Genomic DNA, 23,140 nt, shown 5'->3' on the forward strand with positions numbered 1-23,140 from the left:
GCTCCCCTTTTTAATTTTATAAATGCCTAATTCTTATAACCCTTCTTCTGCATCTAAAAGTGCAAAGAATTTATCTAAGTTAGGTAAAATGATGATTTTAGTTCTTCTGTTCATCGCCATGTTCTCTTTGGTATCATTTTCTACTAAAGGTAAGTAGCTACTTCTACCAGAAGCGATTAATTGAGAAGGATCAACATCATACTCTTTTTGTAATTTACGAACAATTGAAGTTGCACGTTTTACACTTAAATCCCAGTTATCTGTAACCATTGGAGTATTAATAGTTCTAGAATCTGTATGACCTTCAACCATTACTTCCATACTTGGCTCTGACTTAATTACATCTGCCAATTTTTTCAATATTTTATCAGCCTTGCTGCTTACGTTATAGCTTGCTGTGTTGAATAATAACTCATCTGAGATATTAATCATAACTACAGTTTTATCAATACTAACATCGATATCTTCACCATCATCAGAAATTGATTGCTTCAACTTGTAAGAAACAGCCAAGTTCATTGAATCTTGTAATGTCTTAGCACCTGCTAATTTTGCTGGATCAACATTTTTCAATGTATTTCTCATTTTAGCTTTGGTATTGTTACTCATAACAGCAACATCATCAACGCTTGTGAACTGACTATCGTTCATTTCTTTTAATGAGTTGATTTTAGAATTGTACTCTTCAACACGAGCTTCAATTTTTGTCATTTGAGCTTGCAATTCCTCTTTCTCTACTTGAGTCTTTTGTAAAGTACTCTGAGTTTGAGATAGGTTATCTTCTAAAGCAACATATTTCTTTTTAGAAACACATGAAGTTAAAAGCGCTACCGATAAAATAGTAACTAAGGATAATCTTTTCATTTTGTTCTCTGTTTAATTAATATTAGTCTAATCGGTTTTATATACGGCACAAATCGACAAACGGACGTTTAAATCATAAGTTGCAAGATGAAAGTATTGCAATTATCAAGGTCAACAAAATGATAATCAACAGGTTGATGATTTCAATTTAGGGCAAAAAAAAAGAAGCATTTTCATGCTTCTTTCTGTATTTTAAAGGTGTTTCACCTATTCACAACCACCTGTAAATCCGTTTGCACTAAACTTGGTTTGTACTGCTCCTTGTCTAGAACCTGTATTAATTTCAATGGCTAAATTGTTCTCACCACTTCCATCTCTTTTTGGACTACAGTATTCAAATAAGTAAAAGCTATTAGCTCTTTCTGAAACTTTCTCAGATATATCTCTAAACGTTCTTTCTAGCTCATCTTTGTTCTGAGCGAATACACTAGCTGTTTTTCCTATTGCCGTCAATACTTCCGTATCAATCTCACCACCTAAACCAATACTAAAGAAAGAAATGTTGGCATTGGCTTCATTTACCTTCTTTAAAGCGGCATCTTCAGTAAAACGAGAAGCTTGATCAGTACCATCTGTAAAAATTACAACTGATGCAGCACCAATTTTACCATCTGCAGTGGATACTTTCACTAAATCTGATGCAATATCCGTAGATTTTATAACGGCTCCATATAAATCGGTAGAAGGGTCATTACTAATATCATCTGTTATACCTTCAACAGCATCTTTAAGTTCAGTTCTTGAAGAAGTTAATGCATTTAATAAATGAAGCTCATCTTCACCATCAAACCAATAAATGGCCATTTTTACAGATTCTTGAGTTGTGCTAGGCATAACAGCATCAATAAAACTTGTAGAAGCTAACTTCAATTCTTCTAAACTACTGCTTAATACACTATTACTTAAATCTAACACCAATAAGGTGTTGTTTGAAAATATCTGTGAATTAGGTGAAATACGTGCTGACGATTCTGATGTTGAGATAGTATTGAAACAATCATCATTTCTACCTTGCTCGTATATTGTAAATTGATTAGCGGTAAGTCCAGGAACTGGGTTTCCACTAGTATCTGATACTCTAAAAAAAACAGACACCTTACCTGGCAAGGTTGTATATTGTTCTTGTATAGATAAAACTAATTCACCTTCCTCAAGTCCTAAACAATCATCTACCTCCGTACCTTTTCCTAATCCTTCACCAGTGTTCAAATCTAAACTAACATCATCATCGGCATTACCACAAGAAACTAATAGCGTCAGTAGAAAAAATATACAATATGTTTTTAAAAAATTTTTCATATTCAATTATTATGGGTTCAACTAGCAGAACGGTCAAAGTTTGTTTAAATTATAGGGATTAAAAAAATAAATGTTAAAGATTGTTAAAGCAATAATAGCAAAGGACATAAAATTATCAAAAGCCCTATATTTCCATAGGTTTAAGTACATTGAGGCATGGTATATTTAACCTTGGTTTCACATATTTAAAAGTGTAATAAGCGACAATAAATGACCCACGAGTTCAAGAATATTATTAAAGAGTATCTAATTGCCAAAAATGCAAATTTAAAATGTGTTTTAGCAACGGTGGTAGATTTAGATGGTTCATCTTATCGTAGGCCAGGTGTGCGAATGCTTATACGTGAAGACAATATTATGATTGGCGCTGTAAGCGGTGGGTGTGTTGAAAAGGAAGTGCTGTTTCAAGCACAGTCTGTATTTAAAAAACAAATCCCTAAACTAATGACCTATGATGGACGGTATCGTTTGGGTTGCGAAGGTATATTATATCTTTTGTTAGAGCCGTTTTTACCAAGCAAATCTCTCATTGCAGATTTTAATACGGTAATAGAAAATCGTTCGTTTTTTGAACTTACTACATCTTATAAAAAAGAATACGGAGACCTTAAAGGTTTTGGAACATTTATACATTTAAATGATAAGAGTTATACGTTTAATGAAAATACCCGTGAGCAACTAGAAGCCTTGATTTTTAAACAAAATATGTCTCCGTATCAACGCCTATTATTAATTGGTGGTGAGCATGATACGGTAAAATTAGCTCAATTCGGGTTAAATATGGGCTGGGAAATTACAGTTGCCGTTACGCCAAAAGAGGATAAAACAAAGGCAGATTTCCCAGGTATAAATGCATTGTTAAACTATGAACCCGAAGATTTTCCCGTAGAGATTATAGACGCCAATACCGCTGTTCTTTTAATGACACATAGTTATGTAAAAGATTTAAAGTATTTAATGGTTTTAAAAAATAGTAATCCAGCTTATTTAGGCGTACTGGGTCCTGCTAAACGTAGAGAAAAATTATTGTCTGAACTACTGGAACATGATATGGATATTGAAATGGAATTCATTGAAAATATTCATGGACCGGCAGGGCTAGACATTGGGGCAATAACACCACAGGAAATTGCTATTTCTATACTGGCTGAAATTTTAACGGTCATTAGAAAAACAGATCCTATGATGCTAAAAGATAAACTGAAAGAAATTCACCATTGAAAAAAGAACCTCATATCGCTGTTTTAATTATGGCAGCTGGTGCATCTAAAAGAATGGATGATATTAAGCAATTAATGCCATGGAAAGATTCTAACTTCTTATTGGAAACCATTAAAACGGTTCAAAAAATTAATTTGAGTTCCATTCACGTGGTGTTAGGAGCAAATGCCGAAATTATTGCTGCCCAATGTGTTTTTCAAGATATCAATATTATTACTAATCCTAACTGGGATAAGGGATTGGGGAACAGTATAGCATACGGAGTTAAAGTAATACTTAAGGAGAAAAATACTTTAGACGGCATCTTAATCTGTCTTGTCGATCAACCACTACTTACTCCGAAATATCTTCAATCTATTGTAGATGTATTTAAAATGCATCCCACAAAAATAATAGCAACAAACTATGGTAATAAGGCAGGAGTACCCGCTTTGTTTCCTAAATTGCTGTTTCAAAAATTATGTGAATTAGAGGGTGATTATGGAGCCAAAGACATTTTAAATAATCAACAGCATGCTATTATTCAATTAGAAGCAGGAAATCAAATTAGAGATATCGACACCAAAGAAGAATACAATCAATTATTGAATCAAACTAAAAATGAGCACACGCATTAGTAAATTTAATTTAGCAATAGTAATTACCATTTGTTCTATAATTTCTACCCCAATTATAGCTCAAGAAATGGGCTTTGAAGAATACAACCCAACATCTACCTTAGTAGTGCCCGGTTCAGAAATCACCAAGGCAAAGTTTCCGTTCATTGATGTACATAGTCATCAGAGAGATATGTCCGTTGAAGCCTTAGACGGTTTAATTGGTCATATGGATGCATTGAACGAGGCAATTATGGTGAATTTAAGTGGCAGATCTGGCGAAAGTTTAAAAGAAAAAATTGATAATATTAATAAAAGTTACCCTAATAGGTTTGTAGTTTTTGCCAATGTAGATTTTGAGGGAGCAAAAGACATGGAATGGGGAAAACAGGCTGCAGCCCAATTAGAGCAAGATATAAAGAATGGTGCTAAAGGATTAAAGATTTTTAAAAGCTTAGGATTGCGGAATAAGGATGCTGACGGTAATCGTTTGGCAATAGACGATTCTCGCTTAGATCCTATTTGGGCTAAATGTGCAGAAATGGGAGTTCCGGTTTTAATTCATGCTGCTGACCCAAAGTCCTTCTGGGATGATATGGATTCAGATAACGAACGTTGGCTAGAATTAAAAACACATCCAAGAAGAAAACGTACTGCTACAGATCCCGCACCGTTTGAGCAAATTATACAAGAGCAACATAATGTTTTCAAAAAGCATCCGAAGACTAAATTTATAAATGCCCATATGGGTTGGCATGCCAATAACTTAGAAAAATTAGGTAAACTGCTAGATGAAATGCCAAATATGAATGTTGGTATATCTGCTGTTATCGCCGAGCTAGGTAGACAGCCACAAAATGCTAGAGCTTTTTTTATAAAATACCAGGACAGGGTGTTATTTGGTAAAGACAGTTGGAAACCTGAAGAATTCCCTACGTACTTCAGAGTATTGGAAAGTAATGATGAGTATTTCCCTTATTACAAGAAATATCACGCTTTTTGGGCAATGTATGGATTAAACCTCCCTGACGATGTGTTGAAAAAATTGTATTATAAAAATGCTTTGAACCTAATCCCAGGATTAGACGCATCTTTATTTGATTAATAGTTTATACTTTTTTAAGTACAACCGTTTTTTCAACAACAGGAATATCTTTTACATCTTGAAAAATACCGCATGATACTTGCTTTTTAGCTAGTGCTGGGGTATTTTTTCTTTTTGTTAAAGCCTCAATCTCTGGATTTAAAAACTGCATATCAGAATATTTTTTAATAAAACGTACTTATATGGCTCATGTTGTACGAGTTAGGTGTTTTTTACTATTATTTAAAAAAGAATTTACGTTAGCGTGTGACAAATTAGATAAAATTCACACTAATAAGTAAATAGCGAGTTATAAATGCAGAAAGAAACAGTCTTCACTAATTTAATAAGAGAACATCAGGCACTTTTATATAAAGTGACTTCCATCTACATTGATAATAAAGAAGACCAAGAAGATTTATTTCAAGAAGTAGTATACCAACTTTGGAAATATTTTGACTCTTTCCGGAACGATGCTAAGATTACGACTTGGATGTATCGTGTAGCCATGAATACTGCTATTACTTATATCAAAAGAAAAAAGAAAAGACCAGATTCGGTTCCTATTGCAGATGTTATCATAAAACAGGCAGAGGTTAAAGATGATGTTATTGAAGAAAGACTACGACTTCTTTATCGGCATCTTCAATCATTAAACACTTTAGAAAAAGGACTTATTTTTTTATTACTTGAAGGAAAAAGCTATAAAGAAATAGCGGAGATTACAGGGATAAGTGCCAGTAATGTAGGTACTAAAATATCTCGTGTAAAGAAAAAATTAAAAACAAACATGACAAATCATTAAATCATGGAAATAGAAGAACTACAATCTGCTTGGGTGCAAATGAGCCAAGAATTAGACCATCAAAAAAAATTAACAAATGAAATTATTTTAGATATGACAAAACAGAAATATCAAAACAAATTCAACATACTTACTAAGTACGAAACCGTAGGCGCATTTGTATGTTTCATTGTTGCCTTCTTTGTATTATTAAATTTTGGTAAGCTAGACACTTGGTATTTAAAAATTTGTGGCATATTAACCCTATCTTTTCTTATCGTTTTACCTGTACTGGTTTTAAGTACACTTAAAAAAATTAAGAATATTGACATCACCAAAGGCTCGTATAAAGAGAATTTAAAGGTTTATTTACGAACTAAGAACAGACTTCTAAAATTACAACAGGTGGGTATGGCAATTGGCTTTGCAGGGCTCCTATTCATTGTACCTGTTACATCAAAAATTATTTCTAATAAAAATGTATTCTTAACCAACCTTAAAGTAGAGCAATATGTAATATTTGCAATAACCTTAGTGGCACTAGCATTTTTCTGTAAATGGGCTTATAAAGGATACCTAAAGATTACCCAATCTGCTCAAGATTTAATTAAAGATTTAGAATAAATAACTACTCTGTAAGTTTCTTCTGAACGTAATTTAGTATTAGCATCCAATTCATTTTTAATAGGAGGGAAGCTGTTGGTACGTTATCATCTGCAATTGCAGCTATAATGGATTCATGTTGATTGTCTGACTTATTATAGAAAAAATCGTCATTTGTAAATGCGCGTTCATAGAAAAATATACGCGTCTTTAAATCGTTTAGAATTTTTAGGGCTAAATCGTTTTTATATCCTTTCGTCAAAAGCCTATGAAACTCCAAATCCGCTTGAATTCTTGAAATAGCATCCGGTGCATTTTCAAAAACTTCTTGTTGATTTTTTAGATTGATAATATCCTCTTCATTAAACTCTGAATTTTCAATTGCCATTACCTCTAAGTTTGCAACTAACTCATAAAGATCTTCGGCTTCTTCTACGTCTAGTTCGGCAATAATAAAACCTCTGTTTGGCACGGCTTTAATAATATGTGCCTGTTGTAGCTGCGTTAGTGCCTCCCTAATTGGCGTTACACTTACTTTTAAATGCCTAGCAAGTGCGGCTAAATTAATAGTTTTACCAATTTTAAGATTACCGGTAATCATCTCTGACAGTAAGTAATCCCGTACTTGATCTCTAAGATTTATTTTCACTAACATGTATCAAATATAATATATCGTATACGATATAACAGAAAATCAACTTGTTTAGTGCCTTTTTAAATATTATTGATTTTTTAGTATGACAAAATGATATGAGTGATGAGTTCATATCATTTGTATACTTAGAATGCAAGCTGCAATTTTGGTCTGCGCAACATTTTTTGTTTATCTCTTATGGCTGTCCATAAATTTAATTTTGCTGATGTTATTGGTAATGAATTTTTAAATTTTCTCATGATATCCGTTTTTTAAATCGGTGATTAGCCGTATGATTTATGATTGATGTAGACTGATGAATGTTTAATGGGTATGTTGCCTAGATGATGCCCATTGTACTCTTTTACTATTCTTAAAACTTGAAAAAAATGTATTCCTTCTTGTTTTTGTCGGTGTGTTTCTGATAAAAGTTCTCATGATGTTCGTTTTTAAAGCGGTGATTAGCCGTATGATTAATGATTGATGTAGACTGATGAATGTTTAATGGGTATGTTGCCTAAATGATGCCCATTGTACTCTTTTGCTGTTCTTAAAACTTGAAAAGAATGTGTTCCTTCTTGTTTCTGTCGGTGTGTTTCTGATAAAAGTTCTCATGATGTTCGTTTTTAAATCGGTGATTAGCCGTATGATTAATGATTGATGTAGACTGATAAATGTTTAATGGGTATGTTGCCTAGATAATGCCCATTGTACTCTTTTGCTGTTCTTAAAACTTGAAAAGAATGTATTCCTTCTTGTTTCTGTCGGTGTGTTTCTGATAAAAGTTCTCATGATGTTCGTTTTTAAATCGGTGATTAGCCGTATGATTAATGATTGATGTAGACTGATAAATGTTTAATGGGTATGTTGCCTAGATGATGCCCATTGTACTCTTTTGCTGTTCTTAAAATTTGAAAAGAATGTGTTCCTTCTTGTTTCTGTCGGTGTGTTTCTGATAAAAGTTCTCATGATGTTCGTTTTTATATTGATGATTAATAATTTTGTTATACTAAGTAGACGACGATAAATAAGTTTTGTTACAGTACTATGCATAAAAAGGTACTATTTTTAACATATACATAAAAATAAATACTCATAAGTGATTAAATTACAGCTGTTTATGATTTATATTATTTTTAATCTTTTAACAAAAATTCTTTATTTTTAAAAAATTAGATAGATTAAAGAGTAGGGGATTTCAATAAATATTTCTAAAAAGAATACTATAATAGGTATTGATTTTTAAATTAATATTAGGTCTTTTAAAAGTTTGCTAGTTTGAGTACTAGTAATGCTAAATAATTGAAATACAAATCATATCTTTGCAGAACTTTAGAGGGATGCAGATGATTCTTGCAATGACCTTACAACAAGTGGAAAAAATAGTATACTCAAAAAGCTTACCATTTGTTATACACGTCACCACGTATTTCAATTCCTTTACAGTAAAATCTATTATTATCATTAAAATTACGAATGGCAAAATCGCAACAAACATTTAATAAAACTGAAAAAGAAAAAAAGCGTTTAAAAAAGCGTGAAGAAAAGAAGAAAAAAATGCTTGCTCGTAAAGCAGCTGCAAAAGAAAGTGGTACTTCTGGTATTCCACTTGCTTATGTAGATTTCAACGGAAACTTAGTGGACACTCCGCCAGATCCGGCAATGAAAGTGGAAATTGAAGCAGAAGATATCGTTTTAGGTATTCCAAAGAAAGAAGAAGGAGATGTTGAGGAATTTGATCCGGTAAGAAACGGAAAGGTTTCTTTCTTTGACACTACTAAAGGTTTTGGTTTCATCATTGATGCTGAAAACAACGAAAAATACTTTGTTCACGTAAGTGGTCTTATAGATGAGATCATGGAGAACGACAAAGTTTCTTACGAGCTAGAAAAAGGCATGAAGGGCATGAACGCCGTTCGTGTTAAGAAGATTTAGTTTTAAAATTTTTTAATGGTGAAAATGCAACGTAACACCGTTCTGGTAGTATTGTCATTTTTCGCCATTTACTTCATATGGGGATCTACCTATTTATGGAATAAAATTGCAGTAACGGAATTACCTGCCTTTATGTTGGCAGGTATTCGTTTTGTAACTGCAGGTTGCCTAATATTTATTATTTCAAAAGCATTAGGCTTTTCTTTAAAAATTACCAAAAAACAATTTAAGAATACAATAATTGCTGGCTTTCTATTTCTAACTTTTGGAAATGGGGTAGTAGTTTGGGCTTTAAAATATGTTGATAGCAGCTTTGCTGCATTAGAAGTTTCTGCACAACCATTAGTAGTGCTAATAATGATGCGCATATTGCATGGAAAAAAAATTCAGCCTATGTCCATTATAGGTGTAATTCTTGGTATAAGCGGAATTTTTTTACTTGTTGGACAAAAAGAAATTATAGCACAAGATGGGGCTATTCTAGGGATGGTTTTAATATTCATTTGTATGTTAAGCTGGTCTTATGGTAGTCTATTTGTTGGTAAGTCAGATTTACCTAAGAATTTCTTTGTGAATACGGGTTACCAAATGCTAACTAGCGGATTATCACTACTTATAATTAGTACCATTTTCGGAGAACAGTGGACATCACCAACAACCTGGAGCACTCCTGTTATTTGGTCTATGCTATTGCTAATAGTATTTGGTAGTATTGTGACATTTACAGCGTTTAATTATTTATTACGAATTGTATCTCCAGAAAAAGTAGCTACTTCAACTTATGTAAATCCCATTATTGCAATGATTCTAGGTTGGTATTTTTTAAAGGAAGATATTAGTATGCAATCAGCATTGGCTTCTGTTGTACTTTTAACCGGTGTGTATTTTATTAATACTAAAAAGAGTTTGACCATTTTTTCTAGATTCTCGGGAAAACGTATTCCTAAGAAGGCGGCAGATTAATCTTAAGAGGAAGTACATCTGTAGGGTTCATATTTTGTAATTCAATTTCACCAATACGAATACGTACCAAACGCAAAGTTGGGAAGCCTACAGCAGCAGTCATTTTGCGTACTTGCCTAAATTTACCTTCTTTAATTATAATACGAAGCCAAGAAGTTGGTCTGTGCCTACCAATACGGATAGCAGAATTAGCATCGGGCAGGGTAGGAGCCTCATTTAAAAGAGTGGCTAAACAAGGCATTGTAACATATTTTTTACCGAAAACACCTATAGATATTCCTTCAGAAATTTCTTTTATGGCTTCTGCAGTGATTAAACCATCTACTTGTGCTAAATATTCTTTTTCTATTCCAGAACGGTTTATAGTATCGCTCAGTTTACCATCAGTGGTCATTAAGAGTAAGCCTTCAGATTTCTCATCTAACCGACCAATAGGCATTATTCCATCAGGAAAATCAAAAAGTTCACTTAGAAAACGTTTTTTACGAAGTTGACGTTCTTCTCCAGAAGTCATCTGGCTTAACATTCCATAAGGTTTATAGACTTGAAAATGTAAATGCTCCATAAATTTTATCCTATACTGTTTATTTTGGTTACATATGGTCGCAAAAGATACCCTTTTTAACCCATGAATTAGTAATGTAATGTTGATAATGTTACCTTTGTACACTCCAGAGAAGATTTTATGCAAGAGACAGTTTTTGAATTACAGGATAGAAAGACCGATAAGGAACTTTACAGCTATCAACAAGGTGCAATTCAACAAATTTTTGATAAGTTCGATTCAGAACGAGATGATTATCACCTTTTATACCAATTACCAACCGGTGGTGGTAAAACAGTTATTTTTTCCGAAATGGTACGTCAGTATCTAAAAAACCACAACAAGAAGGTTTTGGTAATGACACACCGTATTGAACTTTGTAACCAAACATCTGCCATGCTTACTAGTTTTGGTGTTGTTAACAAAGTAGTAAATAGTAAGGCAAACCTTGATGATCATGAACGTTACAGCTGTTATGTAGCCATGGTTGAAACCTTAAACAATAGGTTAAACGATGACCAATTAGATATTTCTGATGTAGGTCTTGTTATTATTGATGAAGCCCACTATAATTCTTTTACTAAACTTTTTAAGTTCTTTGAAAATTCATTTGTTCTTGGTGTAACGGCAACCCCGTTAAGCTCAAACAAAGATTTACCAATGAACAAAAACTATGATGAGCTTATACCAGGCGAAACCATAGAGAATTTAATTGCCAACGATTTCTTGGCAAGGGCAGAGGTATTTCAATATGACATGGGACTTACATCCCTAGAAATTGGTTCTAACGGAGATTACACCGTTAAATCATCTGCTGATTTATATACGAGTCCGGCAATGTTAAGTAAGCTTTTAGAAGCTTACATGAAACATTCTAAAAACAAAAAGACTTTAATTTTCAATAATGGTATAGAAACATCTATTCAAGTATACCATACTTTTCATGCAGCAGGTTTAAATATTAAACACCTTGATAATACCGCTACTAAAAAACAGCGTAAACAAATATTAAAATGGTTTAAAGAAACACCTGATGCCATTTTAACATCTGTAAGTATATTAACTACGGGTTTTGATGAACCTACTATTGATACTATTATTCTAAACAGAGCTACAAAATCGCTTACACTTTATTACCAAATGATAGGTAGGGGTTCTAGGGTTTTGAATAATAAATCGAAATTTACGGTTATAGATTTAGGGAACAACCTTTATCGTTTTGGACCATGGGGTGCAGATTTAGATTGGGGTGCTATTTTCAAGTCTCCTAACTTCTACATGGATCGTATTAAGGACGATGAGGATATTGAGAGTGATTTTAAACTTGAACTTTCTGATGAAGTTAAAGAAGAATTTAAAAACTCTAAGGAAACTTATTTTGATATTAAAGAAACCTACGAAACTGCAACGTTTGCAGGCGAATCTTCCAAAGTAGTTTTAGAACGCTCTATTGCTCACCATGCATATATGTGTATTGAAAATAGCGAAGATGTATATGATGCATTGGCATTGGCTAAGCTATTGAAAGAAGATATTGATAATCGTATCCATGTATACGGTAAATGCATAAGTAAGAGTACTTATAATTTTTTAAGCTGGTTGAAAGATGATTATCAAAAGAAATTGAACGCTTACTTACGTGAAAATTTCGATACTGTTTTTGAAGAAATTCATGGTCATCCGCCAGAAGATTAAGCAAAGATTTAATATTACAAAACATAAAAAGGGCTGTTCATAAATGAACAGCCCTTTTTATGTATAACTAATTACTTGTTATTCAACAATAAGACTGTATTGTGGAGTCGGATTTAAAGGGCAGAAATATACATATTCTCCTTTATCTAATTTAGTTTCTTTAGAATGACCTACAGTGTTGTTCTTTACAGCAGTAGTTACATATGCAGTCTGAATATGGTTTTCTGGGTTAGATGCATCTTTGCCTTTTTTCACCAATACTAAACCAACATCTTTACCTACATTGTTGTTTGCAACATCGAAAACATAAGTTCCTTCGCTAACAGTAATTGATTTCTGCGTAAACTCACCAGTTGTTTGCTCTAAGGCAATCTTCTTAACTGGTTGCTTCATCATTTTATCTTGAGCGTTTGCGCTAAATGAGAATGCTAGTACGATAACTAAAATTGATAATACTTTTTTCATGTGTTTTAAATTTAAAGAGCTCTTGCTCTAATGGATAGATTAATAATTATTGTTTGTTAATTGTTTATAATGATGGTGCTACAGGAAAATCAACTGGTACCTGCGTAGTGCTATGAATATAGTTCGATATTGTTTTGTCACCTACTAATGAAATGGTGTCAATTAAATTTGCTTTTGTATAACCTGCTGCAAAATAGTTTTCTAAAACTTTTTCGTCTGTACGACCTCTGTTTTTAGTAACATTTTTAGCTAATTGAGCTAATGCATTTAATTTAACATCAAATGATGCCTTACCTGCTCTTAGTTCAAGAATTTGCTCGTCATTGAATCCGTTCATTTTACCTATTGCCGTGTGTGCAGATAAACAATAAATACAGTCGTTTACTTGACTAACTGCAAGGTTTACAACCTCTTTTTCTTTAGCTGATAATGATGTTTTAGCATTGGCAAAAGTTAAATAATTTTCTAAAGCTGTATCACTATTTGCATAGGTTGCATATAAGTTTGGTACAAAGCCCAATGCTTTTTTAAGGTTATCGAAAATTGCTTGATTGTTTTCACTTACTTCGTCTCGTGTTAATACGTTAAATGTGCTCATGTTTTTATTTTTTTAATATTTCGAAAAATTTACTTGTTGTATTTCTTCTACAAAAGTATAATTGGAAGTATGTTCAAATCATGTGAAGACTTCCTTTTAGTTTGTCAATTCTTCCTTTATAAAAAATAACCGAATGCGCTATTAAATTTTGAAGAGTTATCAGAATCACAGTAGTAATCTGATAAATGGTTATGTTTACAATGTTTTTCTACATTGATTGTATTAGCAATAACTACCTTTCTAGAAGTGAATATCTCTATTAAATTGAAAATTGATTTGTGTTTTAAGTTCATGTCTTTACTGTTTAAATTCTACAGTACAAAGATCTAGATATTATGAACCTTAAAACGGGCGATATTACCCAAGTAATTGTCAATACTTCCCTAATTTGCTTTTTTAAGTTGCTTCTTAAATTCAGATGGGGAATACTGGGTTTGCTTCTTAAATAAACGACTTAGATGAGATGCGTCTTCAAAACCAATTTCATATGCAATTTCTTTTGCAGTCTTATCTGTATAAATAAGTAATCGTTTTGCCTCTAACACAATACGCTCATGAATTATTTGCAGGGGAGTGGTATTAAATTTAGAAAAGGTATTAGAAAGAGTTTTAGGAGACTTAAATAATTTTTCTGCATAAAAGGAAACCGAGTGCTCTGATTTGTAATGTGCTTCTACTAATAAATTAAAACCTCTTAAAAGGTCAACCTTTACATCATTAGCAGCATTACTAAAGCCTTCTTTAGCTTTCAGAAGCCTTGTACTCATTATCATAAAACGCGCCATTAGCATCCGTAGCATTTCTGCCTGAATTGTATCTTGCGTATCCAATTCGTCTACAAATACCTCGTGTAACGTATCAAACTTTTGTTGTTCTTTTTCCCCTAAATCAATTAGAGGAACATGGGCGTTTCCAAAAAATAATAGTCCCGCACAACTTACTTCTTGGTCATGATCCTTTATGCAATAAAATTCTCTATTAAACTGATATACAATTAAGTTTTTACCCTCAGTAAAATGTATAAATTGAATTGGTGTCAACGCAAGCAGACTATGTTCTGAAATGATATATGGTATGCCATCTACCTCAATAGTGGCTTTACTACTCGTAGTTCTAATAAATGTATAGAGACCTGCTTGTTCTGGTTTTCTATAAGTAACTAATAGTAATTCATTACCTATTTTAAGCAAACCATCAGTACTAAAATCTTTGAAAAATTCCTGCATGATGTTTTCGTCTAAAAAAAGGATGATTCATTACAATCCTTTATATTAATCTGCTTGTAGAAATTCAAAAATGAAGACCGTTCTTATAAAATCCTCATGAGGGAATAATATTACAATTAGTCGAATAATTCTTTCAAAACTATTTTATAGTATTAGATTTAACCAATCAACTATAACAACCAAATACATGCGAACTTTACTCAGTTGCATTCTTTTTTTATGCATTACAATTGCCTACTCACAAAACGAATTAATAACTACGTGGAAAACAGATAACCCAGGTGTTTCTGATGAGAATCAGATTACGATACCATCATATTATGGAAATTATGGAGAAATCACTATAGCGTGGGGTGATGGCACTATTGATACTTATTCTAATAGTTATAATTTAATTCATACTTATGCAAATCCTGGCACATATAGTGTAGAAATTACTGGTAATTTTCCAGGCTTTTATTTCAAGGATTGGGGAGATAAACAGAAAATAATCTCTGTTGATCAATGGGGAGATATTGAATGGATAGCGGCTCAAGAGGCATTTAGTGGTTGTGAAAATTTAGATGTTATAGCAAATGATAGTCCAAACCTTTCCAAAGTCATTTCAACAAACCAAATGTTTAGCGGCTGCTATTCATTGGTTGGTACTCCAGCATTTAACAATTGGGATGTTTCAACGATTACAAATATGGACAGCATGTTTAGTTCATGTTCTATTTTTAATTCTCCAATTGGAAACTGGGATGTGAGTAATGTTGAAAATATGCCAGCAATGTTTGTAAACGCTACTTCTTTTAATGAAGATATTGGAAATTGGGATGTAAGTAACGTGAAAATAATGTGGGCGATGTTTTCTGGATGCCATTCTTTTAATCAAAACATCAACAATTGGAATGTTTCAAATGTTACAAGCATGGGCTGGATGTTTACAAATGCGAGAGCTTTTAATCAACCTTTAAGTAGTTGGGATGTATCTAAAGTCATAAGCATGGACCTAATGTTCGATAATGCATTGGCTTTTAATCAAAATATTTCTAATTGGGATGTTAGCAATGTTACGAACATGCGTTATATGTTTAAAAATGCAAAGTCCTTTAATCAACCCGTTGGAGACTGGGATGTAAGCTCAGTCTCCAACATGGAATCCATATTTGCAAATGCAGAAATATTTAACCAACCCTTGAATACTTGGGAGATGACGAATGTCATAAATTCATCAAAAATGTTCTATTATGCCTATAATTTTAGACAAGATATTTCTTCTTGGGATGTTAGTGCTGTAACTGATATGTCTGGTATGTTTAATGGAGCGACAACCTTTAATTTACCCATTAATAACTGGGATGTGTCTAGTGTAACGGATATGACTAAAATGTTCAATTATGCATATTCTTTTAATCAAAATTTGAGTAATTGGAATGTTAGTAATGTAACCGCAATGGATAACATGTTTCATGGAGCTAATTCTTTTAAACAAGATATTTCTTCATGGAACATTAGAAATGTTACCAGTATGGCTGATATGTTTTTGGATATTGGTATGTCAAAAATTATATATGACAATATTTTAAATGCTTGGTCAGCATTACCACAATTACAAAGTAATGTAATTTTTAATGCTGGAAATAGTGAATATTGTTCTGGCTCAACTGGCAAAGAAGAGTTATTAAATGATTATAACTGGACTATTACAGATGGTGGTGAAATTTGTTTCTTACCAAACCAATTTGTTACAAAATGGAAAACCGATAATCTTGGTACTTCAGCAGATAATCAAATCACTATTCCAACATACGCTGGTGAAATTTACAATTATAGCGTAGATTGGGGCGATGGAAACATTGATACTTATATTACTAGTAATATAACACATACCTACGATACTCCGGGTATATACTATGTTTCCATTAGCGGTATCTTTCCTAGAATTTATTTTAATGAAAATGGTGATAGTGATAAAATTTTGACCATTAATCAGTGGGGTCCCAATCAATGGTCATCTATGGAATCGGCTTTTGCAAATTGCTCAAACTTATCGGTGGCAGCCAATGATGTTCCAAATCTAACCAATGTGACTAGTTTAAGTCGAATGTTTTATTATTGTAGCTATGGGTTTGATAATTCAAGAACTCGTATGTTCTCTAACTTTAATGGTATTAAAAATTTTAATGATTGGAATGTTAGTAATATTATTGATATCTCCTACATGTTCGATAAGTCTGCATTTAATCAAGATATTTCACAATGGGATGTTAGTGGTGTAGTCAATATGTCTCATACGTTCTATAGTGCTCCTTTCAATTTCGATATTAGCACATGGGATGTAAGTAATGTAACTAATATGTCGGGAATGTTTGGTTCCAGTAATTTTAATCAAGATGTAACCAGTTGGAATGTTAGCAATGTTACAAACATGGATTTTTTATTCAACAGCACATATTTTGATCAAGACATTTCTTCTTGGAACGTTAGTAATGTCATAACTATGCGACACATGCTAAGTCAATCCAGCTTTAATCAGGATGTATCTTCTTGGGATGTAAGCAATGTTTTTGACATGTCAAATATTTTTGACGATAATGACCTTTCAAGAGATAATTATGATAATATTTTAATTGGTTGGAGTCAGTTATCAACTTTACAAACTGGCACCATTTTAGGGGCAAAAGATGTTCAGTATTGTTCTAGCAAAGATGCTAGAAAACATTTAATAGAAAATTTTAACTGGAACATTTTAGACCAAGGTGAAAATTGTGAAATAGAACGTCCATTTATAACTAGCTGGAAAACAGATAATCCAGGAGCTTCTAATAATAATCAAATTACTATTCCAACAAATCCTTATGAAGTATATAATTATAATGTTGATTGGGGAGATGGAACAACGAATGTGGGTGTAACAGAAGATATAACTCATTCTTATGAAGTGCCAGGCATATATCAAGTATCTATTACAGGTAGGTTTCCTCATATTTTCTTTAATAACAGTGACGAAGATTATCCTTATCAAGTTCCTAGAAAAACTGCCGATCCTAAAAAAATTATTTCAATTGACCAATGGGGTACAGTTCGTTGGAATAGTATGAGTTTCGCTTTTGCCGGCTGTACTAATTTAGATGTTTTAGCATCAGATATACCTGATTTTTCAAAGGGTATACAATTTTCGTATATGTTTTATAATTGTTCATCACTTATTGGAAATGAAAGCATGGAATTATGGGATTTAAGTAATACCATCATGTCTGCAAACGGAATGTTTTCAGGAGCTTCATTATTTAACCAATCTATCGAAAATTGGGACGTAAGCAATATTAGATATTTGAACGATATGTTTAAAAATGCAACATCCTTTAATCAAAACTTAGAAAATTGGAACATAAGTAAAGTTGAAAATATGGATGCGATGTTCAATGGTTCAGGTATATCTATTGCCAACTATGATAAAATACTGAATGCATGGAGCACTTTACCTTCCTTAATCAACAATGTAAAATTTGGGGCAGCAGATACCAATTTCTGCAATAGTATAGAAGCCAGAAATGAACTTATAAACACCTATGGTTGGCAAATCATAGATTCTGGTAATGATTGCTCTGGCACATATTTCATAACTACCTGGAAAACTGATAACCCTGGAGTTTCTGAAGATAATCAAATAATTATACCTACGTTTCCCGGTGAAACATATGACTATACGGTTGATTGGGGAGATGGTAACACACACACTAATATAACTGGTGATGCAACACATACTTATTCAGTTGCTGGAACTTACCAAGTTTCAATTTCAGGTGAGTTTCCTAGAATTTATTTTAATAATCAACATACAGCGACTGAAACTGATTCGAATAAATTATTGCTTATTGAACAATGGGGAGATATTAGGTGGAGCTCTATGAGATCTGCTTTTGCTGGTTGTGTTAATGTGGATGTAAGTGCATTTGACACCCCTGATTTTAGTTCAGTTAGTGAAATATCCGCGATGTTTAATGGATGTAAGAATTTAATTGGTAATTCAAGTTTTTCAAATTGGAATGTACAGAAGGTTGTTAATATGTCTGGTATGTTCTCAAATACAGACCTATTTAATCAAGACCTAAGTAAATGGGACGTACAAAATGTAAAAGATATGGGAGGTATGTTTAGTCGTGCCCTAAGTTTCAATTCCAATATCGGAGAATGGAACGTTGGGAATGTATATATCATGAATGATATGTTCGCCCAGACTGCTAGTTTTAATCAAGATATTGGTAATTGGGATGTTTCTAACGTTAAGGGTATGGAAGCAATGTTTAATTCAGCAATATCGTTTAATCAAAATTTGAGCAATTGGGACGTTAGTAATGCTGAACTTATGAACTATATGTTTTTATCTGCAACTGCGTTCGACCAAAGTTTAGGTAAATGGAATATTTCTCAAGTACCGGAAATGTATGGAATGTTAGATGCTACTGGGTTATCAGTAGAAAATTATGATACAACATTAATAGGCTGGTCAAAATTATCAAACCTACAACCTAATATGGAATTTAGCGCATATGGATTACAATATTGTGAATCACAAGAAGCACGTCAAATCATTATAGATACTTATGGTTGGACATTTAACTACGACGGCAAAGTACCTTTCTGTAATGAAGACAATGATTTAGATGGTGTATTAGACCAATTTGATAATTGTTTAGAGACAAAACCTAACGCAACTGTAAACGACAATGGTTGCGAAATAATAGCATCAGATGCCATTTTAGTTTATGGTGTTACACCAACATGCCCGGGAGAAGCAAATGGAAGTATTTCTATTTCGAGTGAGCTAACTGATTATATTTTTAATATAGCTGTTGAAGGTCCAGTTTCAACAGACTATAATGAGGTATCGTTAAATGAGAATATAGAAGTAGCTAATCTTACCACTGGTTTGTATATGGTCACTATTTCTATTCCAGATATTTCGTATTCTCAAACCTACGGCATTCAAATTAACGAAGTCGGCTCAATCTCAGGAAAGCGAGAAAGTTTAAATACCTCTGCTAAAACGGCAACTTACAATGTGGAGGGCAGCTATACTTATAATGTTGATATAAACGGAGAACTAAAAAACTTCAGCTTTACATCTAACGGAAAAAATGAAATTCAATTATCGGATTTATCTGAATTCAATGCTATTTCTATTACAGGAGAAAGTGACTGCCAAGGGATGGTTACCGATTCATTTGCCTTTTCAGATAGTGTTATAATGTTTCCAACAATTACTTCGGGAGAAGTGTTTATCCAAGGGTACGAAGAATCAAGTACCGTGTTGGTTTATGATTTATCGGGTAAGCTAGTAATAAGTAAAACTTTTTCAGGGCAAGGCTTAAATTCAATCGACTTACAAACAATGGAAACCGGAATTTACCCTACGGTAATCAAATCAAAACAACATTCAAAAACCTTTAAGATTATAAAGAAATGATATATAAAACATTAAAATATTTTACAGGTCTTGCATTGATTTTTGTTTGCTTAAATTCTTGCGATAAAAGCACTCCTGAAGAGACGGAAAAACAGATAGACAAACCGGTTCCTACTAAAGCAACAGGTACTTTACCTGCTAATGGCGAGCCTTGTTCAGAATTTGAACCTATACCAAATAATGATACTAAAGTCTCTATTTTATTTAAGTGGAATGCTGCGCAAAATACCGTTAATTATACATTAGAAGTTTTATTAAACAACCAGCAAGCGGCAAGCTCCACTGTTGGTGGACTGGAAACTACGGTTAGCTTAGATAGAGGCAAAACTTATACTTGGACAGTGACCTCTAAAAATGAATTTGGCGATACGGAAAGTGATACGTATTCTTTTACTACCCCTGGTTTAGCCGAAGGTAATTATGCTCCTTATGCCGCAGAAATTACTACAGAGTTTAATACTTCAGCGCAGTTGTTAGCAATTAAATGGGTTGGAACTGATGAAGACAATGACCTTTTAACCTACGACGTAATTATAACCGAAAATGAATCAGTACTATTTGAAGAGACTGATTTAGAAGACACTAGCATATCTGGAATTGAATATATTTCTGGTACCGAATATTATATTAAAATTATTTCTAAAGATAGTACGGGTAGTTTTTCAGTTTCTGAAGTAACTGTTAATTCACCTGAATAGTTTTCGAATTAAAAAAAAGAGCTCTGATAATGAAATCAGAGCTCTTATAGCATACATTTAAAACTTGTTTAAAACGACACAGCAACCTTACCTCTTAAGTAAAAAGGAGTTCCGGGAGTAAAGTGAATTTCCTCGACGGATGCGGTTTCGTTGAACAATCTACTTTCTGTAGCAAATTGGGTCTCGTTCCACTCGGTATCACATAGGTTTTCTACGATTAAACCGATTGTCCAGTTTTTAATATCATAATTCAGGTTTAGATCGGTTACAAAATATCCTTCGGCAACAATACTATTATCTTCATTTGCCGCTCTATCACCCAAATATCTATAGTTTAAATTACCGGAAAAATTGCCTAAATCGGTAATTGATAGTCCGCCTACTGCCGTAAAATCTGGTGCAAGGGGAATATAATCTTCACCGTCTGCTTCTTCAGTACTTCTCGCATAGGTATAATTTACATCGCTATAAAGGTACAGCCAGTCTAGAATTTGATATCTACCACCAACTTCAACACCTAACCTACGTGTCTTTCCACTTGGCTCTACAATACCTGCATCACCCACGTAAACGAATTCTTGATCCAAAAGCAAACCCCATAATGTTGCATTTAAAACCAACTTATCCGTTGGTTTAATTATGGTACCTAAATCTAACCCATATGCTTTTGGTAATATTTCCTGACCTTCATTTGCCGTTACAACACGGGCATCGTTAGAATGAAATCCTAATCCGGTTTTCAAAAACATTTGCCAGTTACGGTTGAAAGTATAAATCGTATTTAACTTGGGGCTCACTATTGCTTTACTTTCGCTTTTATTGTCATAAGTCTCGCTCAATTTATTTTCATAATCAAATTTGAAATAGTCTAATCGTATCGACGGATTAAATGTCCAGTTTCCAGTTGTATACTCGCCATTAATAAAGCTGTAGATATTTGTTTCATCAATATCACCAAAAGCGTATTGCTCTAGAATAGTTTTTCTGTTTAAAGTATGTGCCAAAGAAACATCATCAACATTATCATGCCTAAACCCTAAACCTGCAGAGTATTTAAATCGATCATCTATACCTACTGGAATATCAATTTGTTCAAAAATAGTTTCAGCACCCATAATGGTTCTATCTTCATACTGGCGAATTTGATCACCATTTACAGGGTCTTCCAAAAAGAAGGTAAAATTAGAGAACAGCTCAAAATCATATTTGCTCACAAAAGCCCTTGTCTTAAGAAATTGATCTTCGCCTAAGAATTTGGTATGATTCAACATTAAATTAGTTCTACTTGTTTGGCCTCCCTCAGTATCATCTATGGCTCCAAACCTACCTATTATTTCTTGATCGATAGCGCGTTGTGGAATTTGACCAGATGCATCCCATTTACTTTGAAAATGTGAAGCAGTTAACGTTAATTCTTCTTTACCTATATCTTTATAATGATAACGACCTAGAATATTTATACGATTAAAATTTTGTGGCGAATGAAAAGGACCATCGGTGAGGTAAAGCTCAGAGGCTATATACGCATCACTTTTACTACTTTCTAAAATGTTAAAAAGGCCTACAAATCTATTGGTATTGAATTGCCCTGCTTCATAAGACAACATGCTCTTATCTATACTTTTTTTAAGGTTTAAATCAACAAAACCTGCGGTATTAAAATCTCCTTTATCCGCATAATACGGACCTTTTCCAAAATTGATATTATCTATAGTTTCTGGAATAACAAAATGCAAATCTGCATACCCTTGACCATGGGCGTGCGACACCATATTTACCGGCATGCCATCTACACTAATAGCAACATCGGTACCGTGGTCAATATCAAATCCTCTTAAAAATATTTGTTCTGCTTTACCACCACCGGCATGTTGCCCTATTAGAAGTCCGGGTACTTTTCGTAAAATTTCTTGTGATGATTTAACTGGGTCGTTCTGTATATCTACATTTACAATTCTGCTCATTGCATCTACTTTAGATACCACGACCACTTGGTCTAAGTTAATGCTAGATTCCTCTAATATCACTTCAACACCTTCGCTCAAATGATTTTGATTCACTACCAAAACAAAAGTTTTATAACCTAAATTAGAGAAGTAAATAGAATCGTTGATTTGACTTGAAGGAAGCGAAAATAACCCAGATAGGTTGGTATGACTATGTTGACCAGAGGTTTGGTTAAAAATACCAACATTTTCCAATAAGGCACCACTAGTATCAGTAACAACACCTTTAAGATTTTGCGCGTTGGTAATATTGAATGCCCCAATAATGAGAAATATTGTTAACAGCCTAAGTGCCCAATTACTGCTATAATTCATAAAATTATATTTAAATAAAGTTTGTTTTCAATAGTACTTACGACAAAAACCACGGATGGTTTTATGGTTTTAAAAAAAACGCCAAAATAAAAATATTAAAGAGATAGGGAAATTATTTACGCTTAATGACAATGATTAAACTATAAGAGTCAATA

General features: G+C 33.1%; 19 protein-coding genes. 10 read left to right on the top strand and 9 right to left on the bottom strand.

Annotated elements, in window-relative coordinates:
• Positions 1–33: 33 nt before the first annotated feature.
• Both P178_RS0115185 and P178_RS0115190 read right to left on the bottom strand, forming a co-directional pair.
• Complete coding sequence (locus P178_RS0115185; protein ID WP_027067014.1) at positions 34–864, bottom strand: flagellar motor protein MotB; 831 nt, start codon at positions 862–864, stop codon at positions 34–36.
• 207 nt (positions 865–1,071) lie between these two features.
• A complete protein-coding gene (locus tag P178_RS0115190) occupies positions 1,072–2,163 on the bottom strand; it encodes a vWA domain-containing protein (RefSeq protein WP_027067015.1) in 1,092 nt (363 codons plus the stop codon).
• Positions 2,164–2,373: 210 nt separating this feature from the next.
• On the opposite strand from P178_RS0115190, the gene P178_RS0115195 reads away from it, so the two are divergent.
• Genes P178_RS0115195 through P178_RS0115205 form a run of 3 tightly spaced genes read left to right on the top strand, consistent with a single transcriptional unit; the run spans position 2,374 to position 5,085 of the window.
• Positions 2,374–3,384 carry an XdhC family protein gene (locus P178_RS0115195; RefSeq protein ID WP_027067016.1) on the top strand — a complete coding sequence of 337 codons (1,011 nt, stop codon included), beginning with the start codon at positions 2,374–2,376 and terminating at the stop codon, positions 3,382–3,384.
• Positions 3,381–4,001: an NTP transferase domain-containing protein gene (locus tag P178_RS22195; RefSeq protein ID WP_155941658.1), complete on the top strand. Its 621-nt coding sequence runs from the start codon at positions 3,381–3,383 to the stop codon at positions 3,999–4,001. The genes P178_RS0115195 and P178_RS22195 overlap by 4 nt, the downstream gene beginning before the upstream one ends.
• On the top strand, positions 3,985–5,085 hold the full coding sequence (locus P178_RS0115205) for an amidohydrolase family protein (protein WP_027067017.1): 1,101 nt from the start codon (positions 3,985–3,987) through the stop codon (positions 5,083–5,085). Before P178_RS22195 ends, P178_RS0115205 begins: the two co-directional genes overlap by 17 nt.
• A gap of 4 nt (positions 5,086–5,089) precedes the next feature.
• Here the strand turns inward: P178_RS0115205 and P178_RS23470 are convergent, their stop codons facing one another.
• A complete protein-coding gene (locus tag P178_RS23470; protein ID WP_197026811.1) occupies positions 5,090–5,236 on the bottom strand; it encodes a hypothetical protein in 147 nt (48 codons plus the stop codon).
• A 144-nt stretch (positions 5,237–5,380) separates the two neighbouring features.
• Between P178_RS23470 and P178_RS0115215 the strand changes: the two genes are divergently transcribed.
• Together P178_RS0115215 and P178_RS0115220 are read left to right on the top strand one after the other, a co-directional pair.
• Positions 5,381–5,869: an RNA polymerase sigma factor gene (locus P178_RS0115215; protein WP_027067018.1), complete on the top strand. Its 489-nt coding sequence runs from the start codon at positions 5,381–5,383 to the stop codon at positions 5,867–5,869.
• A 3-nt stretch (positions 5,870–5,872) separates the two neighbouring features.
• Entirely contained in the window at positions 5,873–6,472 is a 600-nt protein-coding gene (locus P178_RS0115220) for a hypothetical protein (protein WP_027067019.1), read from the top strand.
• A gap of 4 nt (positions 6,473–6,476) precedes the next feature.
• Here P178_RS0115220 and P178_RS0115225 read toward each other — a convergent pair whose 3' ends face one another.
• Positions 6,477–7,106 (bottom strand): GntR family transcriptional regulator, encoded by a 630-nt coding sequence (locus tag P178_RS0115225; protein WP_027067020.1) that lies wholly within the window; start codon positions 7,104–7,106, stop codon positions 6,477–6,479.
• Between the two features lie 1,455 nt (positions 7,107–8,561).
• Here P178_RS0115225 and P178_RS0115230 point away from each other — a divergent pair.
• Both P178_RS0115230 and P178_RS0115235 read left to right on the top strand, forming a co-directional pair.
• The gene (locus P178_RS0115230) at positions 8,562–9,020 is read left to right on the top strand and encodes a cold-shock protein (protein WP_027067021.1); all 459 of its coding nucleotides are present in this window, start codon (positions 8,562–8,564) and stop codon (positions 9,018–9,020) included.
• Positions 9,021–9,044: 24 nt separating this feature from the next.
• Positions 9,045–9,983 (top strand): EamA family transporter, encoded by a 939-nt coding sequence (locus P178_RS0115235; RefSeq protein ID WP_410477208.1) that lies wholly within the window; start codon positions 9,045–9,047, stop codon positions 9,981–9,983.
• Here P178_RS0115235 and P178_RS0115240 read toward each other — a convergent pair.
• Positions 9,964–10,548, bottom strand: a complete 585-nt coding sequence (locus tag P178_RS0115240) for a pseudouridine synthase (RefSeq protein WP_027067023.1) — start codon at positions 10,546–10,548, stop codon at positions 9,964–9,966. The genes P178_RS0115235 and P178_RS0115240 overlap by 20 nt on opposite strands.
• 120 nt (positions 10,549–10,668) lie before the next feature.
• On the opposite strand from P178_RS0115240, the gene P178_RS0115245 reads away from it, so the two are divergent.
• On the top strand, positions 10,669–12,222 hold the full coding sequence (locus tag P178_RS0115245) for a DEAD/DEAH box helicase (RefSeq protein WP_027067024.1): 1,554 nt from the start codon (positions 10,669–10,671) through the stop codon (positions 12,220–12,222).
• A 78-nt stretch (positions 12,223–12,300) separates the two neighbouring features.
• On the opposite strand, the gene P178_RS0115250 is transcribed toward P178_RS0115245, so the two are convergent.
• The 3 genes from P178_RS0115250 to P178_RS0115265 all read right to left on the bottom strand — a co-directional run bounded on the left by P178_RS0115250 (position 12,301) and on the right by P178_RS0115265 (position 14,511).
• Positions 12,301–12,687, bottom strand: coding sequence for a hypothetical protein (locus P178_RS0115250; protein WP_027067025.1), 387 nt, complete (start codon positions 12,685–12,687; stop codon positions 12,301–12,303).
• Between the two features lie 64 nt (positions 12,688–12,751).
• Positions 12,752–13,285 (bottom strand): carboxymuconolactone decarboxylase family protein, encoded by a 534-nt coding sequence (locus P178_RS0115255; RefSeq protein ID WP_027067026.1) that lies wholly within the window; start codon positions 13,283–13,285, stop codon positions 12,752–12,754.
• Positions 13,286–13,668: 383 nt separating this feature from the next.
• A complete protein-coding gene (locus P178_RS0115265) occupies positions 13,669–14,511 on the bottom strand; it encodes a helix-turn-helix domain-containing protein (RefSeq protein ID WP_036146958.1) in 843 nt (280 codons plus the stop codon).
• Between the two features lie 187 nt (positions 14,512–14,698).
• Here P178_RS0115265 and P178_RS22730 point away from each other — a divergent pair, with 187 nt between their 5' ends.
• Positions 14,699–19,966, top strand: a complete 5,268-nt coding sequence (locus tag P178_RS22730) for a BspA family leucine-rich repeat surface protein (RefSeq protein ID WP_051638330.1) — start codon at positions 14,699–14,701, stop codon at positions 19,964–19,966.
• Positions 19,963–20,664 carry a hypothetical protein gene (locus tag P178_RS0115275; protein ID WP_027067028.1) on the top strand — a complete coding sequence of 234 codons (702 nt, stop codon included), beginning with the start codon at positions 19,963–19,965 and terminating at the stop codon, positions 20,662–20,664. Before P178_RS22730 ends, P178_RS0115275 begins: the two co-directional genes overlap by 4 nt.
• A 68-nt stretch (positions 20,665–20,732) precedes the next feature.
• On the opposite strand, the gene P178_RS0115280 is transcribed toward P178_RS0115275, so the two are convergent.
• Positions 20,733–22,985 carry a TonB-dependent receptor gene (locus P178_RS0115280; RefSeq protein WP_036146960.1) on the bottom strand — a complete coding sequence of 751 codons (2,253 nt, stop codon included), beginning with the start codon at positions 22,983–22,985 and terminating at the stop codon, positions 20,733–20,735.
• Positions 22,986–23,140: the final 155 nt, after the last annotated feature.

It is taken from the genome of Maribacter sp. Hel_I_7, assembly GCF_000688315.1.
In the GTDB taxonomy this organism is placed as follows: Bacteria; Bacteroidota; Bacteroidia; order Flavobacteriales; family Flavobacteriaceae; genus Maribacter; species Maribacter stanieri.